This window comes from Bradyrhizobium sp. SZCCT0231 (assembly GCF_018130245.1).
GTDB classification, from domain to species: domain Bacteria; phylum Pseudomonadota; class Alphaproteobacteria; order Rhizobiales; family Xanthobacteraceae; genus Bradyrhizobium; species Bradyrhizobium japonicum_F.
Window position 1 is genome coordinate 39,743 of record NZ_JAFCKP010000007.1, and the last position, 15,729, is coordinate 55,471.

Consider the following 15,729-nt stretch of genomic DNA (forward strand, 5'->3'; position numbering starts at 1 on the left):
ACGCGTCAAGCAAGATGCTGGAGCTGCGGTTCTGATTCTTTCAGACCGAAGCTCCAGCGGCCGCCTTTGGCGCGCTTACTGCTTGGTCTTCCCATCCTTGTCGTATTGGGCAATGAAGGCCCAGAGATTGTTGATCTCGGTCTCGTTCTTGATGCCGGCGAACGCCATCTTGGTGCCGGGGATCTTGGCCTTGGGGTCCTTGATGTATTCCTTGAACACTGCCTCGTCCCAGGTGATGCCGGAATTCTTGTTCGCGTCCGAGTAGCTATAGCCCTCAACCGTGCCCGACTTGCGGCCGTTGAGGCCGTTGAGCTCGGGGCCGACCTTGTTCTTGGCGCCTTCGCCGATCGCGTGGCAGGCCAGGCACTTGTTGAACGACGTCTTGCCGGCCGCGACATCCTGCGCCATCGCGGCGGGTGCGGTGGCAATCACGGTGAGGATCGTCAGTGCGCCAAAAGTCAGTTTTGTCATAAGTGTTCTCTTCGTCTCTTCCCGGGTCAGATGGAGGGTCGTGGTTTTGGCAGGTCCGCTGCAAGTGGACAAGCCGCGAAACTTTGACAGGTTTCCTGATAGCAGACTTGCCCCAGAGAGAATTTGCGCTGCAACAATGCAATGCGACCTTCGGAGGACCTACCCAAAGACGGCAAGACATGATTGATTTGCCGAGACAATTCCATCCGTCGGACGAAGGCTTCTTAAAATGGCCATCATGATGCCCGCAAGCGACCAGGCCGTGCTGGCGCGTCGCAGCGAAATCGTCGCCGCCTTGCGCGCCATCGTGCCTGGCGAGGGCGTGATCGACAGCCTCGCCGAGATGCGGGCCTATGAATCCGACGGGCTGACCGCCTATCGGCAGCCGCCGATGGTGGTAGTGCTGCCCGATACGACCGAGCAGGTCTCGCTCGTCCTGAAATATTGTGCGGCGCAAGGAATCAAGGTGGTGCCGCGCGGCTCCGGCACCTCGCTGTCCGGCGGCGCGCTGCCGCTCGAGGACGGCGTGCTGCTCGGCCTCGGCAAGTTCAAGCGCATCCGCGAGATCGATTTCGACAACCGCGTCGTCGTCACCGAGCCCGGCGTCACCAATCTCGCGATCAGCCAGGCGGTCGCGCATGCCGGCTTCTATTACGCGCCCGATCCGTCCTCGCAGATCGCCTGCTCGATCGGCGGCAACGTGGCGGAAAATTCCGGCGGGGTGCATTGCCTCAAATACGGCATGACCACCAACAACGTGCTCGGCTGCGAGATCGTGCTGATGAGCGGCGAGATCCTGCGCATCGGCGGCAAGGGGTGCGAGAACGCGGGCTACGATTTGATGGGCGTCATCACCGGCTCGGAAGGCCTGCTCGGCGTCATCACCGAGATCACGGTGCGTATCCTGCAAAAGCCGGAGACGGCGCGCGCGCTGATGGTGGGCTTTGCTGAGGTCGAGGCGGCCGGCGAATGCGTGGCGCGCATCATCGGCGCCGGCATCATCCCTGGAGGCATGGAGATGATGGACAAGCCCGCGATCCACGCCGCTGAGGCCTTCGTCCATGCCGGCTATCCGCTCGACGTCGAGGCGCTGCTCATCATCGAGCTCGACGGTCCCAAGATCGAGGTTGACGAGCTGATCACGCGCGTCGATGCCATCGCCAATGCCTGCGGCTCGACCACCTGCCAGATCTCGACCTCGGAGGCCGAGCGCAACCTGTTCTGGGCCGGCCGCAAGGCCGCGTTTCCGGCCGTGGGCCGCATCTCGCCCGACTATCTCTGCATGGACGGCACGATTCCGCGCGGAGCGCTGCCGAAGGCGCTCGCCCGCATCCGCGAGCTCTCGGAAAAATACCAGCTCGGCTGCGCCAACGTGTTCCACGCCGGCGACGGCAATCTGCATCCGCTGATCCTCTACGATGCCAACAAGCCCGGCGAGATCGAGCGCGCCGAAGCCTTCGGCGCCGACATCCTGCGCGCCTGCGTCGAGTTCGGCGGCGTGCTCACCGGCGAGCACGGCGTCGGCATCGAGAAGCGCGATCTGATGGGCGACATGTTCAGCGAGATCGACCTCAACCAGCAGCAGCGCCTGAAATGTGCCTTCGACGCGCAGGGCCTGCTCAATCCCGGAAAAGTATTTCCGACCCTGCACCGCTGCGCCGAGCTCGGACGTATGCACGTCCATGCCGGCAAGCTCGCGTTTCCGGATTTGCCGCGGTTCTAGATCCGCGATGAACGAATTGCTTTCCCTTGTGAACTTCGATACCGGCTCAGTCGTGGATACGCTCAAGGTCAGAGACGCCAAAGACGTCGAAGAGGTGGTGCGCGCGGCGATTGCGAACGAGCAGCCGCTCGAGATCATCGGTCATGGCTCCAAGCGCAGCATCGGCCACGCCATGGCGACCAACGCCGTGCTCGACGTCTCCGCGCTCAATGCCGTCACCGCCTACGAGCCGAACGAACTCATCATCACCCTCCAGGCCGGGGCACCGCTCGCCGACGTGCTGGCGCTGATCGATGCCAAGAACCAGCAATTCGCCTTCGAGCCTGTCAACACCGCCCCGCTGCTCGGTACGCCGGCGCTCGGGACCATTGGCGGCATGATCGCGGCCGGGCTCGCTGGGCCGCGGCGCATCCGGGCCGGCGGGGCGCGCGATCACCTGCTCGGCGCGCATGCCGTCTCCGGCTTCGGCGACAGCTTCAAGACCGGCGGCAAGGTGGTGAAGAACGTCACCGGCTACGACCTCTGCAAGCTCTTGGCGGGGTCCTGGGGCACGCTGTCGGTGATGACCGAGGTCACGCTCAAGGTGATGCCGAAGCCGGAGGCCGAGCGGACGCTGCTGCTGCGCGGGTTAGAGGATGCCGCCGCCAACAAGGCGATGACTGCGGCACTGGGCTCGCCCTTCGACGTCTCCGCTGCGGCGCATCTGCCGAAATCGGCATTCCGGGCCAAGGCCGACGGGCTGGGCGACGTCGTGGGCCAGGGCGAGGCGCTGACCGCACTGCGGCTCGAGGGCATCACCGCATCTGCCGCGCACCGCGCCGGCTCGCTGCGCGAATTGCTGGCGCCGTTTGGAACCGCGACGCTGATCGAGGATATGGCATCTGCGGCGCTGTGGGCCGCGATCCGTGATGTGCTGCCGTTTGCGGCCAGCGGCGGGCTCGGTGCTTGGCCGGTGTGGCGGATCGTCTGTCCGCCCGCCTCAGGCGCGGCACTCGGCACCCAATTGGCGCGCGAGACCGGGGGCGATTTGATCTACGATTGGGGCGGCGGGCTGATCTGGGCGGCGTTGCCGCCGAAGCCGGACGCGCATGCCCCGGCTGTGCGCGAGCGGACTAACGCGGTCGGTGGGCACGCCACGCTGATCCGGGCGGCCGAGGAGGTCAGGCGCGATGTCGATGTGTTCCATCCACAGGCGCCGGGCATTGCCGCGCTGAGCGAGCGGGTGCGCGCCAGCTTCGATCCGAAGACCATACTCAACCGGGGGCGGCTCACGCGGAGCGCTTGCTGAATGAAGACCGAATTCTCACTCGCGCAGCTCGCCGACCCCGACCTCGCGGAAGCCGACAAGATCCTGCGCGCCTGCGTTCATTGCGGCTTCTGCACCGCAACCTGTCCGACCTATGTGCTGCTCGGCGACGAGCTCGATAGCCCGCGTGGCCGCATCTACCTGATCAAGGAGATGCTGGAGAAGGACCAGGCGCCGACGGCCGAGGTGGTCAAGCATATCGACCGCTGCCTGTCGTGCCTCGCCTGCATGACGACCTGCCCCTCGGGCGTGAACTACATGCACCTCGTCGACCAGGCCCGGGTCCGGATCGAGCAGCGCTATCAGCGGCCGCTGGCCGAGCGGCTGCTGCGCCAGGTTCTGGCCTTCGTCCTGCCGGACCCGCGGCGTTTTCGCTTGAGCATGGTGCTGGCGCGGCTGGCCCGTCCGCTCGCCGTGTTCCTGCCGACGCCGCGGCCCTCGGCCACGCCCGGCCTGATCCAGCGCATCAAGGCGATGCTGGCGCTGGCGCCGAACCGGCTGCCGCCGGCAGGGCCCGCCGCGGGCAGCGTGTTCGCGGCGCTCGGCAAGAAGCGCGGACGTGTGGCGCTGCTCCAGGGCTGCGCCCAGCAGGTGCTGGCGCCGCGCATCAACCAGGCCGCCATCAGTCTCCTCACCCGCCATGGCATCGAGGTCGTCCTGGTCCGGGACGAGCAGTGCTGTGGCGCGCTGACCCATCACCTCGGCAACGACCGGGATGCGTTGGCGCGCGCTCGCGCCAACGTCGCGGCGTGGGGGAAGGAAGCGGCCGGCGAGGGGCTCGACGCCATCCTGGTGACGACCTCCGGCTGCGGTACGGTCATCAAGGACTATGGCCATCTGCTGCGCGAGGACACCGCGTTCGCCGCCGATGCGGCGAAGGTGTCGGCGCTCGCCAAGGACATCACCGAATACATCGCCGGCCTCGGACTCGCGACAACGACGAGACAGGACAACATCGTCGTCGCCTATCACTCCGCGTGTTCGTTGCAGCACGGGCAGAAAATCACAGGCCTTCCGAAAGAATTGCTTTCCAAGAATGGATTCGTGGTGAAAGATGTGCCCGAGAGCCATTTGTGTTGCGGCTCGGCGGGGACCTACAACATTCTCCAGCCCGAGCTTGCGGGTCGGTTGCGCGATCGCAAGGTCGCCAACATCGCGAGCGTCAAGCCGGACATGATTGCCGCGGGCAATATCGGCTGCATGGTGCAGATTGCCAGTGGCACGTCAGTTCCGGTCGTACACACGATTGAGCTTCTCGATTGGGCTACGGGCGGGTCGCGGCCGGCATTGAACGCACAGGCTTGAGCTTCAAAGGCTGAGCTTTCGTTCGGAGGTGACGGCGGAGCGACGCCTGATCGACCATTGTTCGGCGGCAACAGGAGGACCACGATGGCGAAAGCGAAGAAGAAGAAAAGCAAGAAGGCCAAAAAGGCCAAAAAGGTTGTAGCAGCGAAGAAGACCGCGAAGAAGGCAGCCAAGAAGTCCGCGAAGAAGTCTGCCAAGAAAGCTGCAAAGAAAGCAGCAAAGAAATCTGCCAGGAAGGCAGCCCCGAAGAAAGCCGCCAAGAAGGCTGCGGCAAAGTCGGCCAAGAAGTCCGCTCCCAAGAAGGCCGCGAAGAAAGCGGCACCGAAGAAGGCGAAGGCAGCGCCTGCTCCGAAGCCGTCAGCACCGGTGGAGGCTCCGGCTCCCGAGCCTGCCGCCGAGACGAGCTGGGCGATGCCTTCGTCTTCTGCGGAATCGGCACCGGCCGAGGGACAGGGGTAGGCCCCCAGCCGCTCGTCTCCCTTGGAAGGATCTGCAAACAGAAGGGCCGCGGCGCCAGGCGCTGCGGCCTTTTTGCATCGTCGCAAGCGGCTTTAGTCGCACAGTTCCCGGCGGCGGTCTGATTCGTGGCCCCGGTATCACGCTGCCCGACGATCCCCGGACTTGCACGGGGCCTTCTGTGCACTTTGGAATGCAAATAATGTGATCGAGAAGCCACACAGGCCGACAACCTTTCGTGAATTCGTCAAAACGCCTAAAAAGTCGGCAGATGCCCGCGCTTTTTGCTTCACGGCCCACGTCCCTCAATCCAGATTGTCGCAGTAACGCAATTTTGCACACGGGTCGTTCGCCCCGGGGGGCTTCCGGGATCCGACTGGGTAAGAACTGGTGATGGGGATCGAAATGAAAAAAGTAGCTTTGTTGGCAACGGCGCTGGCAATGGTGACGGGTTCGGCTTTCGCGGCAGACTTGCGCGTGAAGGCGCTGAAGGCCCCGCCGCCGCCGGCCTTCGATCCGTGGGATGTCGCCTTCGGCGCCGGCATCATGAGCGATTACATCTTCCGCGGTATCACCCAGTCCAACCACAACCCGTCGGTCACGGCCTATTTCGAGCCGCGCTACAACGTCAACAAGGACCTCCAGCTCTACATCGGTGCGGCTGCCGCGAGCATCTCGTTCCCGAACCGCGCTGCGGCCGAAGTCGACATCTACGGCGGTATCCGCCCGACCTTCGGCATGTTCGCCTTCGACTTCGGTGTCTGGGGTTACCTCTATCCGGGCGGAAGCTGCTTCGGTTCGCAGGGCACCCTCGCCCAGGGCAATTGCGGCACCGACACCGACTACTCCCAGGGCGCCATCGGCCTTCCCATCAACGGCAATTTCGCCAAGAAGGACGCGAGCTTCTTCGAAGCCTATGCCAAGCTGAACATCGCCATCAACGACCAGTGGTCGGTCGGATTCAACGAGTACTACTCGCCGAACTTCCTAAACCTCGGCGCCTGGGGCAACTACGCCTCGATCACCGCCAAGTGGACCGCGCCGAGCACGACCTTCGGCGCCAGCGGCGTCGGCATGTATGTGTCGGGTGAGTTCGGCCGCCAGTGGCTCGGCACCTCCGACATCTTCTACGGCATCGCGGGAGATCCGGTGTACGCGAACGGCATCAAGGAGCCGAGCTACAACACCTGGAACGTCGGCGTCGGCTTCACCTACAAGGTGTTCACGCTCGACCTGCGCTACTACGACACCGACCTGAAGAAGGGCGACTGCAACGCCTTCACCAGCGACTACACCGCGAAGTTCGACGGCAGCTTCACCGCCATCAACCCGGGTGGCTTCGGCTCCAACTGGTGCAGCGCGGCCGGCGTCGCCAAGCTCTCGTTCGACCTGACGGCGATGAGCAATCTGAAGTAAGTTTCTAACTGAGACGACTTGACGAGGGCGGCAGAGCGATCTGCCGCCCTTTTGCTTTGGGGGCTGGTCAGAAGGATTTGAACCGCGTCTCGTTCTCGGGCCCCGGACGCAGCGCAGCGCTTCCCCGGCGATGCGAAGCATCGTCCGGTGCAGCGGTACGCTGCAGAGCCGGGGCCCATCCTTCTGGAGTACGACACCTGGGTCCCGGCTCTGCGCCTCAACGCTGAAGGGCGTTGCGGCTTGTCCGGGACATGAGAGGAGGCGGGCGCCGCCCCCCTTGCGCCTCAACGTGCCGCGCTCGGCTCCGCTACAGCCCGCTCGCCGCCGACAACGTGGATCGCACCATCCTTCACCAATGTCACCTTGCGCGTGTGGAAGGCGTCGAGCGTCGAGCGGTGGCCGATCGAGACGATGGTGGCCTGCGGCAGCTTCTCCGCCAGGAGCCGGTACAGCCGGGCCTCCGACGGCTCGTCCAGCGAGGCAGTCGCCTCGTCGAGGAACAGATAGTCCGGCGCATGCAGCAGCGCGCGCGCAAGCCCCAGGCGCTGCTGCTCGCCGAGCGACAGTATCCGGTTCCAGTGGCCGTCCTCCTCGAGCCGCTCGGCGAGATCGGGCAGCCCGACGGCGCTCAGGGCGTCCCTGATCCTCTCGGATGTGACCGTGCTCCGCTCGGCTGGATAGATCACGGCGTCGCCAAGTGGGCCGATGGGAAAATAGGGACGCTGCGGCAGCATCATCAGCCTGGACTGTTCGGGAATGGCGATCTTGCCGGTGCCGAACGGCCAAATGCCGGCGATGGCGCGAAACAGGGTCGACTTGCCGGAGCCGGACGGCCCGGTCACCAGCACCCGCTCCGATGGGTGGATCGCGAAGGCATCGGTCGCGACCAGCGGCCTGCCGTTGGGCAGCTTCACCAGCAATTGTTCGAGCGCAACCGCCTTGCTGTCGCCGGACGATGCGATGCCGATGGTTGGCTCATGCGCCGCGATGTTGCTGGCCGAGCCGACTGCCATCTCGAAGCCGTCGAGACGGGCGACCACCGCACGCCATTCGGCGAGCGAGCGATAGGCGGTCACGAAGAAGGACAGGGCTTTTTGCACGCTGCCGAACGCGGACGCGGTCTGCACCATTCCTCCCAGCTGAATCTTACCCGCAAAATACGCAGGCGCAGTGAGTATGAAGGGGAAGATCACGGCGGCTTGGGCATAGCTCGACGTGAAGGCGGTCAGACGCTTGGTCCTGCTCATGATCGCGTACCAGTTGCCGATCACGAAACCAAAGCGGTGCAGCAGGCGTCCGCGCTCAGCGCCTTCGCCCTTCAACAGTGCGATCTGTTCGGAATTCTCGCGCACGCGGACCAAATTGAAGCGGAAGTCGGCCTCGTAGCGCTGCTGCTCGAAGTTGAGATTGACCAGGGGAGCACCGATCCAGTGCGTCAGCGCCGTACCGAAGATCGCGTAAACCAGCGCGGCCCACACCAGGTAGCCGGGAATCGGAAAGTCGATGCCGGAGACATGCAGAGGGGCCGCATTCGAGAGTCCCCACAGGATGATCACGAATGAGAACAGCGTTACGATCGAGGAGAGCAGCCCGATGCCGATATTGAGCGTCTGCTCGACGAAGGTCTTTACGTCGTCGGTGATACGCTGGTCGGGGTTGTCGGCGGCATCGCCCTTCAGCTGCATCCGGTAGTGAGTGGCGCTATTGAGCCATTCACCGAGGTAGTGATGCGTCAGCCATTGTCGCCAGCGTATCTGGAGCCATTGATTGAGATAGAGCTGGTAGACGGACAACGCCACGCTGGTACTCGCGAGCAAGGTGAAGACGCCCAGTTCCCAGACAAAGCCGTTCCAATCGCGCTCCTGGAGATCGTTGTAGAAGCGGCTGTACCACTGGTTCACGAGCACATCGATCGCGACCAGGGCCAACTCGATCGCGACCACGGCGGCGAGCAGGCCGCGGCCGGCCCATTTGTCCTCGGATCGGAAGTAGGGCATGGCGATTCGCCAGACGATCGCGAGCGTGGCGCTGATGTTCTTCACAGAGCAGGATCTCCTCGGGGGATGTGCACAAATGCCTGGAGCCAAAGACTTGAGGCAATGGCGGAAATGGGCGCGCCTAGACTAAAGTCGCAAGGTCTGCAATTTGCGTTGGCTTGTCGCAGCTTGCAACCCTAGCATGGGGTTCGACAGCGCGGGGCGGGCTGCTCAGGGATTTCGCGAGCTTGTGAGCGGATGGGAACCGCCTCATTCGCGAGGAATTCGCGTCCAACTCGGGGGTTATCGCTTCCAGCGTCAAGCAGGACCGGCTCTCCACGCGGGCCGCCTGCCGCAAACATGCGTGGGGAGGAAGACCATGTGGAATCAGATCTATGATCCGCTGCACAGCCCGGTGCTGTCGACGATTGCGGCGGCGGTGCCCGTCGTCACGCTGCTGGTCCTGATCGCGAGCGGCCGCGTCCAGGCGCATATCGCGGCCGTCATCGCCGTGATAGTGACCAATCTGATCACGATCTTCATCTTCACCATGCCGCCGAACATGTCGTTCCGTGCTTCGCTGCTCGGCATCGTGACCGGCTTCTTCCCGATCGGCTGGATCGTCCTCAACGTCATCTTCCTCTATCAGGTCACGGTATCGACCGGACGCTTCGAGCTGTTGAAGCGCGCGATCGGCGGCGTCACCGAGGACCGGCGGCTGCAATTGTTGCTGATCGCGTTCTCGTTCGGCGCGTTCTTCGAGGGCGCCTCGGGCTTCGGCACGCCGGTGGCGATCACGGGCGCGGTGCTGATCGGGCTCGGCTTCTCGCCGCTCGCGGCCTCCGGCCTCTCGCTGATCGCAAACACCGCGCCGGTCGCCTATGGCGCGCTGGGCACGCCGATCCAGGGCCTTGCCTCGGTCACCGGGCTCGATCCCTACACCCTGGGCGCGATGGTCGGCCGGCAATTGCCGTTCTTCTCGCTGATCGTGCCGTTCTGGGTGGTGTGGGCGTTCGCGGGCTGGAGGGGCATGAAGGACGTCTGGCCGGCGATCCTCGTCACCGGCGTGTCGTTCGCGGTCCCGCAATACGTGATCTCGAACCACATCAATCCCTGGATCGTCGACATCGGCGCCTCGCTGATCTCGATGGGGGCTCTCATCCTGTTTCTGAAGCTCTGGCACCCGAGGCAGCTGTGGCTGTCGCCGGAACTGCGCGGACACGACGCGTCGCATGCGACCATGGCGCCGGCGAAGCCGCTCGACAAAACTCCGCTCACGCAAGCCCAGCTCTGGAGCGCGCTCTTGCCGTGGATCATCGTCTGCGTCGTCATGCTGCTGTGGGGAAGCGGCTGGTTCAAGACCTGGGCGAACTCGATCTTCACCTTCAACTACGCGGTTCCCGAGCTCGACAAGATGATCAACAAGATGCCGCCGGTGGCGGCGAAACCGACGCCGGAAGGCGCGGTGTTCGCCTTCACCTACCTGTCCTTCACTGGCACGGGCATGCTGATCGCGGCGATCATCTCCGGCTTCCTGATGGGTGTCGGCCCCGGCAAGCTGCTCGTTGAATATGGCCGTACCATCCGGCTGTGCGCGATCTCGCTGATCACGATCTCGGCGATGCTGGCGATCGGCACGCTGACGCGGCTCTCCGGCGTCGACGCGACGCTCGGTCTCGCCTTCGCCGCAACCGGCGTGCTCTATCCCTTCTTCGGCACGCTGCTCGGCTGGCTGGGCGTGGCGCTGACGGGATCGGACACGTCGTCGAACATCCTGTTCGGCAATCTGCAGAAGATCACCTCCGAGCAGCTCGGCCTGTCGCCGATCCTGATGGGCGCCGCGAACTCCTCCGGCGGCGTGATGGGCAAGATGATCGACGCACAGTCGATCGTGGTCGCCTCCACCGCCACCAACTGGTACGGCCACGAGGGCACCATCCTGCGCTTCGTGTTCTGGCACTCGATCGTGCTGGCCTGTCTCGTCGGCGTGCTCGTGACGTTGCAGGCCTATGTCTGGCCGTTCACGGCGCTGGTCCTGAAGTAGCGGGCCATATCGGCCTTGACGCAAATCCCCGCGAGGTTCGCCTCGCGGGGATTTCTGCATCTGCGCGAACCTTCTCAAGGACGCCGTCGTCTTATAGAAGGTGCGGCAAATCAGGTCGGACGAGAGGTCTCATGGTTTCGCTCAAGCGATTGGTGTGTGCGGCGGTTGCAATGCTCGCGATGTCCACGCTCGCACGTGCCGAGGAGGGGTTTCCCTTCGGCACCGAGATGACGCTGGAAGCGTTGCCGCAAGCAGGCTCGAAGCGGATTCCGAACATCGAGATCGGCGACCATGGCGAGGTCGTGCTGGAGCTCTGGTGCAAGGGCGGCAAGGGCCAGTTCTCGGTTGCCGGCAACACCGTGATCTTCGTCCCCGGCCAGATCCAGGACCGCTCCTGCCCGCCTTCGAAGGCGCAAGCCGACGACGAGCTCGTCGCCGCACTCGGCAGCGTCGAGACCTGGAAGCGCCAGGGCGACGTGCTGACGCTGATCGGTCCCAAGCCGCTGCGCTTTCGCACGACGGGGAATTAGGTTTCTGTCATGCCCCGCGAAGGCGGGGCATCCAGTACGCCGCGGCCTCTCGATTCAATCGCTACCGTCTCGGCGTACTGGATCGCCCGGTCAAGCCGGGCGATGACAGCGGTGGGTGTCTGCGCCTACTTCCACACCGACTTGTCGGCGTCCCAGCGCTGGGCCTTCAGCTCCTTGGCGAGCGCCTCGATCGAGCCGTTGTCGTCGGGCAGATCGCCTTCTTCGTCCAGGCTCGAATCGTCGGACAGATTGAGCCTGGCGCCGCTGCTCTCGTCGGCGGTCGTGGTTGCCGGGCTGCCGATCCAGAGCATGAGCTTGTCGGTGGTGCCCGGCTTGTCCGGCGAGACTAGGCCCGCGACCTCGATCGTGTCGGTGAGCTCGAGCGCCGGAAAATCCTGGTTCGGCCGCTTGAACACCAGCTTGAGCTTGCCGGTGGCCGGGTTGAAGTCTTGCGACACCGGCTTTGCCGCGAGCGTCCTGCTCAGCACGTTCGCCACCGCCGTCGCAAGCTTGCCCTTGCCGATCTTGTCGCCCTCGCGCCAGTCGGCCGCGGGGAAGCGGATGGTGCGGTCCATCTCGGTCATGCCCGCGGTCCAGCCTGCGGCCGTGACGCCGGGCATCGCCTTGAATTTCGACAGCAGCGCGCCGGCGCGCTCGGGATCGACCGACATGTTGATGGTCTGCTCGCCCGCGCGCAGCGCGTCGCAGCCGACGGTGAGGCTCGCCAGCGTCACCTCGACCTCCTGGCCCTTCAGGCTCTTCAGGAAGTCGGTCGCCGCGTCGAGCTTGACCTTGACTGCGATCGCTTCCGGCGAGACGTCGGTGAAATCCTTTGGCTGCGGCGTGATGCCGTCGTCGGAGGTCTGGTTGTCCAGAAATTCCCTTTCGCTGAGATCGGAATTGTCCGGGGAGGTGACCTCGGTCACCGCCTGGCCGATCGCGATCTGGCCGCGGAATTCGAACGTGTCGCCGGACTGTTTGCGCGTCAGCTTGACGCTGACCGGCGACTTCTCACTGATGCTCTGCGTCGTTCCCGCCAGCGTCTGGCCGGCGACCTGGAGATTGACGACGAAGCGGTCCTTGCGGTCGGAGTTTTTCGCGATGGGGTAACAGACGTCGAGCACCGCCGCGGTGACCGTCTTGCCCTGGCGCGTCTCCTTCAGGATCACGTCGGCATTGCCGTCCATCAGCCCGTCGATCGAGGTGAAATAGCGCGTCTCGGTTCCGCCCGGCACTGTCGCCTTCGGCGACAGCTTCATCTGGGCGGAGGCCGGATGCGGCGAAACGGTGAGCAGGGCCGCCAGAACGGCTGTCGAACAAACCAGAAGCGCACGCATTGATGACATCCTCGGGCAACGGGCGTGATCCGAAAAAAAGTGTGAAGCGGTTTTCCGAGAGGATCATGCCCAAACAATCAGAATCGGCGCGCCACCGTAGTGGGTTTTGGCCGCCGGTTGAATCGGAAACCAGGGAGGCAGGGTCGGCAAAAAAGAAGGCCGCCCGGAGGCGGCCTTCGCAACACTGTCATGGGACGGAGGCTTAGAAGCCGCCCATGCCGCCGCCGGCGGGCATGGCGGGCGCAGCTTCCTTCTTCGGCAGCTCGGCGACCATGGCTTCGGTGGTCACCAGGAGGCCGGCCACGGAGGAGGCGTCCTGGAGCGCGGTGCGCACCACCTTGGCGGGATCGATGATGCCCTTCTCGACCATGTCGACATAGTCCTCGTTCTGGGCGTCGAAGCCGAAGGTCTCGGACTTGTTCTCCAGGATCTTGCCGACCACGATCGAGCCTTCCACGCCGGCGTTCTCGGAGATCTGGCGGATCGGGGCTTCCAGTGCCTTCAGCACGATGTTGATGCCGGCCTGGACGTCGTCATTGGCGTTGGTGAGACGGCCGACCGCCTTCTTGGCGCGGAGCAGCGCGACGCCGCCGCCGGGGACGATGCCTTCCTGCACCGCGGCGCGGGTGGCGTTGAGCGCGTCCTCGACGCGGTCCTTCTTCTCCTTGACCTCGATCTCGGTGGCGCCGCCGACGCGGATCACCGCAACGCCGCCGGCCAGCTTGGCGAGGCGCTCCTGGAGCTTCTCACGGTCGTAGTCCGAGGTGGTCTCCTCGATCTGGGCCTTGATCTGGCCGACGCGGGCCTCGATCTCGGGCTTCTTGCCGGCGCCCTTGACGATCGTGGTGTTCTCCTTGTCGATCACCACCTTGCCCGCGCGTCCCAGCATCTTCACCGTGACGTTCTCGAGCTTGATGCCGAGCTCCTCGGAGATGAGCTGTCCGCCAGTGAGGATCGCGATGTCCTCCAGCATGGCCTTGCGGCGGTCGCCGAAGCCCGGCGCCTTCACTGCGGCCACCTTCAGGCCGCCACGGAGCCGGTTGACGACCAGGGTGGCCAGCGCCTCGCCCTCGACGTCCTCGGCGATGATGACGAGCGGCTTGCCCGACTGCACCACGGCTTCCAGCACCGGCAGCATGGCCTGCAGGCCCGAGAGCTTCTTCTCGTGCAGGAGGATGTAGGCGTCCTCGAGCTCGGCGGTCATCTTCTCGGCATTGGTGACGAAGTAGGGGCTGAGATAGCCGCGGTCGAACTTCATGCCCTCGACGATGTCGACCTCGGTGTCGAGCGACTTGTTCTCCTCGACGGTGATGACGCCCTCGTTGCCGACCTTCTGCATCGCCTGGGCGATCATCTTGCCGATGGCGGCATCGCCGTTGGCCGAGATGGTGCCGACCTGGGCGACCTCGGAGGAGGCGGCGACCGGCTTGGCGCGCTTCTCGATGTCCTTGACGACCGCTGCAACCGCGGTGTCGATGCCGCGCTTGAGGTCCATCGGGTTCATGCCGGCGGCAACCGCCTTGGCGCCTTCGCGCACGATGGCCTGGGCCAGCACGGTCGCGGTGGTGGTGCCGTCGCCGGCGAGATCGTTGGTCTTGGAGGCGACCTCACGCACCATCTGGGCGCCCATGTTCTCGAACTTGTCCTCGAGCTCGATCTCCTTGGCGACGGTGACGCCGTCCTTGGTGATGCGGGGCGCGCCGAAGCTCTTCTCGATGACGACGTTGCGGCCCTTCGGGCCGAGCGTCACCTTGACGGCGTTGGCGAGCACGTCGACGCCGCGCAGCATGCGATCGCGCGCGTCTCCGGAAAACTTGACGTCTTTGGCAGCCATGGTGTGCAATCCCTCGTGTTTCGTGATGTGTCTTGTGCTGTGCGGCGGAATGATGGATGCCCGGGTCGCTTGGATCCGGGCATGACATTCAGCGGCCGTTCAGGCGGATGGCCTTAGGCCAGCACGCCCATGATGTCCGACTCCTTCATGATCAGGAGCTCTTCGTTGTCGATCTTGACCTCGGTGCCCGACCATTTGCCGAACAGCACGCGGTCGCCGACCTTGAGGTCGATCGGGATCAGCTTGCCGGTCTCATCGCGGCCGCCGGGGCCGACGGCGACGATCTCGCCCTGCGACGGCTTTTCCTTGGCGGTGTCGGGAATGATGATGCCGCCCTTGGTCTTTTCCTCGGCGTCGATACGTTTGACCACGACACGGTCATGCAGCGGACGAAATTTGGATTTAGCCATGACGTTTCCCTTTGGAGGCTCGCTTCGGAAGTAGTGGAAGTCGGTGGGGCGGCGCTTCCGTCCACCCTCTCCACGAGGATAGAACGGCGCGCTTAGCAATCGGGCTTTCCGAGTGCTAATAGTGGGCCCGGAAATATGGCTTGGCCGCGATCCTGTCAAGCAAAGGTGGTTAAGCGGTTGTTGAGGCGGATATAGGATGGTGGCATTGGAAACTCGTTCGGGGCGCAGGCGTATCAAAGGACGTCATTGCTCCAGCAGCGGTTTTGCGCTTGGCTGCGGGAGGGGTGCGGCCATGGTCTTGTTCGGGGGAATGCCATGATCAGTTCGGCTCACGCGCGCACGGTTGCCAATCTGGCGGCCGCCTCTTGTCTGGCGCTGTTGCTGGGCGCCTGCGGCGGCGGCATGAGCCTGCCGTCCTTCTCGTCGTCCCCGCCGCCGCCCGAGGCCGAACCGGGCGTTGCTCCCGAAATGCCCGCCACCATCCGCTCCGACGAGATCGTCGGCCGCTGGGGCCTCGCCTCGTTCCAGAACCCGGCCGACCGCGCCCGCACCGAAAAGATGGCGCGCGAGCAATGCAAGAATCCCTACGTGATCACCGCCGGTTCCTCCGGCGGCGTGATCATGCATCTGGCCGACCAGGCGACGCCGCAGGAGCTGCGGCTGAAGGGCTCGCCGAGCGGCAAGAACTACATCGGGCCGGCCGGTCCGACCCCCGGCGAGCAGGACCGCGAGATCGTCTCCTTCGACGGTCGGGTCATGATCACCCGCTTCATCGACAAGGACGCCGCCACCCGCTACGGCAACATGGTCTATGTCCGCTGCGCGCCAAGGGCGTAGTTTCTTTCCTCCGTCATGCCCCGCCTAGTGCGCAATTGCGCACGGGGGCGGGCATCCAGTACGCCGCGGCTTCTCGACTCCAGC

At 64.6% G+C, this 15,729-nt stretch carries 13 protein-coding genes; 8 read left to right on the top strand and 5 right to left on the bottom strand.

The features are described from left to right. Positions 1 to 75: 75 nt before the first annotated feature. Positions 76 to 471 carry a cytochrome c-550 CycA gene (gene cycA, locus JQ566_RS18370; RefSeq protein ID WP_212374198.1) on the bottom strand — a complete coding sequence of 132 codons (396 nt, stop codon included), beginning with the start codon at positions 469 to 471 and terminating at the stop codon, positions 76 to 78. Positions 472 to 700: 229 nt separating this feature from the next. Here cycA and JQ566_RS18375 point away from each other — a divergent pair, with 229 nt between their 5' ends. From JQ566_RS18375 to JQ566_RS18395, 5 genes are all read left to right on the top strand, one after another. After that, positions 701 to 2,194: an FAD-linked oxidase C-terminal domain-containing protein gene (locus tag JQ566_RS18375; protein WP_212374200.1), complete on the top strand. Its 1,494-nt coding sequence runs from the start codon at positions 701 to 703 to the stop codon at positions 2,192 to 2,194. Between the two features lie 52 nt (positions 2,195 to 2,246). Further along, positions 2,247 to 3,482: an FAD-binding protein gene (locus tag JQ566_RS18380; protein ID WP_212374601.1), complete on the top strand. Its 1,236-nt coding sequence runs from the start codon at positions 2,247 to 2,249 to the stop codon at positions 3,480 to 3,482. Next, a complete protein-coding gene (gene glcF / locus JQ566_RS18385; protein ID WP_212374202.1) occupies positions 3,483 to 4,805 on the top strand; it encodes a glycolate oxidase subunit GlcF in 1,323 nt (440 codons plus the stop codon). Positions 4,806 to 4,889: 84 nt separating this feature from the next. Then, positions 4,890 to 5,264 (top strand): histone, encoded by a 375-nt coding sequence (locus tag JQ566_RS18390; RefSeq protein WP_212374204.1) that lies wholly within the window; start codon positions 4,890 to 4,892, stop codon positions 5,262 to 5,264. 402 nt (positions 5,265 to 5,666) lie between these two features. After that, positions 5,667 to 6,677 carry a TorF family putative porin gene (locus JQ566_RS18395; RefSeq protein WP_212374206.1) on the top strand — a complete coding sequence of 337 codons (1,011 nt, stop codon included), beginning with the start codon at positions 5,667 to 5,669 and terminating at the stop codon, positions 6,675 to 6,677. A 284-nt stretch (positions 6,678 to 6,961) separates the two neighbouring features. Here the strand turns inward: JQ566_RS18395 and JQ566_RS18400 are convergent, their stop codons facing one another. Further along, positions 6,962 to 8,719, bottom strand: a complete 1,758-nt coding sequence (locus JQ566_RS18400) for an ABC transporter ATP-binding protein/permease (protein ID WP_212374208.1) — start codon at positions 8,717 to 8,719, stop codon at positions 6,962 to 6,964. Positions 8,720 to 9,032: 313 nt separating this feature from the next. On the opposite strand from JQ566_RS18400, the gene JQ566_RS18405 reads away from it, so the two are divergent. Together JQ566_RS18405 and JQ566_RS18410 are read left to right on the top strand one after the other, a co-directional pair. After that, on the top strand, positions 9,033 to 10,697 hold the full coding sequence (locus JQ566_RS18405; RefSeq protein WP_212374210.1) for an L-lactate permease: 1,665 nt from the start codon (positions 9,033 to 9,035) through the stop codon (positions 10,695 to 10,697). Positions 10,698 to 10,828: 131 nt separating this feature from the next. Continuing rightward, positions 10,829 to 11,227 carry an META domain-containing protein gene (locus tag JQ566_RS18410; RefSeq protein WP_212374212.1) on the top strand — a complete coding sequence of 133 codons (399 nt, stop codon included), beginning with the start codon at positions 10,829 to 10,831 and terminating at the stop codon, positions 11,225 to 11,227. A gap of 125 nt (positions 11,228 to 11,352) precedes the next feature. On the opposite strand, the gene JQ566_RS18415 is transcribed toward JQ566_RS18410, so the two are convergent. From JQ566_RS18415 to JQ566_RS18425, 3 genes are all read right to left on the bottom strand, one after another. Continuing rightward, positions 11,353 to 12,564, bottom strand: coding sequence for a hypothetical protein (locus JQ566_RS18415; protein WP_212374214.1), 1,212 nt, complete (start codon positions 12,562 to 12,564; stop codon positions 11,353 to 11,355). 202 nt (positions 12,565 to 12,766) lie between these two features. Continuing rightward, positions 12,767 to 14,398 (bottom strand): chaperonin GroEL, encoded by a 1,632-nt coding sequence (groL, locus tag JQ566_RS18420; protein WP_212374216.1) that lies wholly within the window; start codon positions 14,396 to 14,398, stop codon positions 12,767 to 12,769. 113 nt (positions 14,399 to 14,511) lie between these two features. Next, positions 14,512 to 14,808, bottom strand: a complete 297-nt coding sequence (locus JQ566_RS18425) for a co-chaperone GroES (RefSeq protein WP_008544107.1) — start codon at positions 14,806 to 14,808, stop codon at positions 14,512 to 14,514. A gap of 315 nt (positions 14,809 to 15,123) precedes the next feature. Here JQ566_RS18425 and JQ566_RS18430 point away from each other — a divergent pair, with 315 nt between their 5' ends. Continuing rightward, the gene (locus tag JQ566_RS18430) at positions 15,124 to 15,645 is read left to right on the top strand and encodes a hypothetical protein (RefSeq protein ID WP_212374218.1); all 522 of its coding nucleotides are present in this window, start codon (positions 15,124 to 15,126) and stop codon (positions 15,643 to 15,645) included. The last annotated feature ends 84 nt before the right edge of the window (positions 15,646 to 15,729 follow it).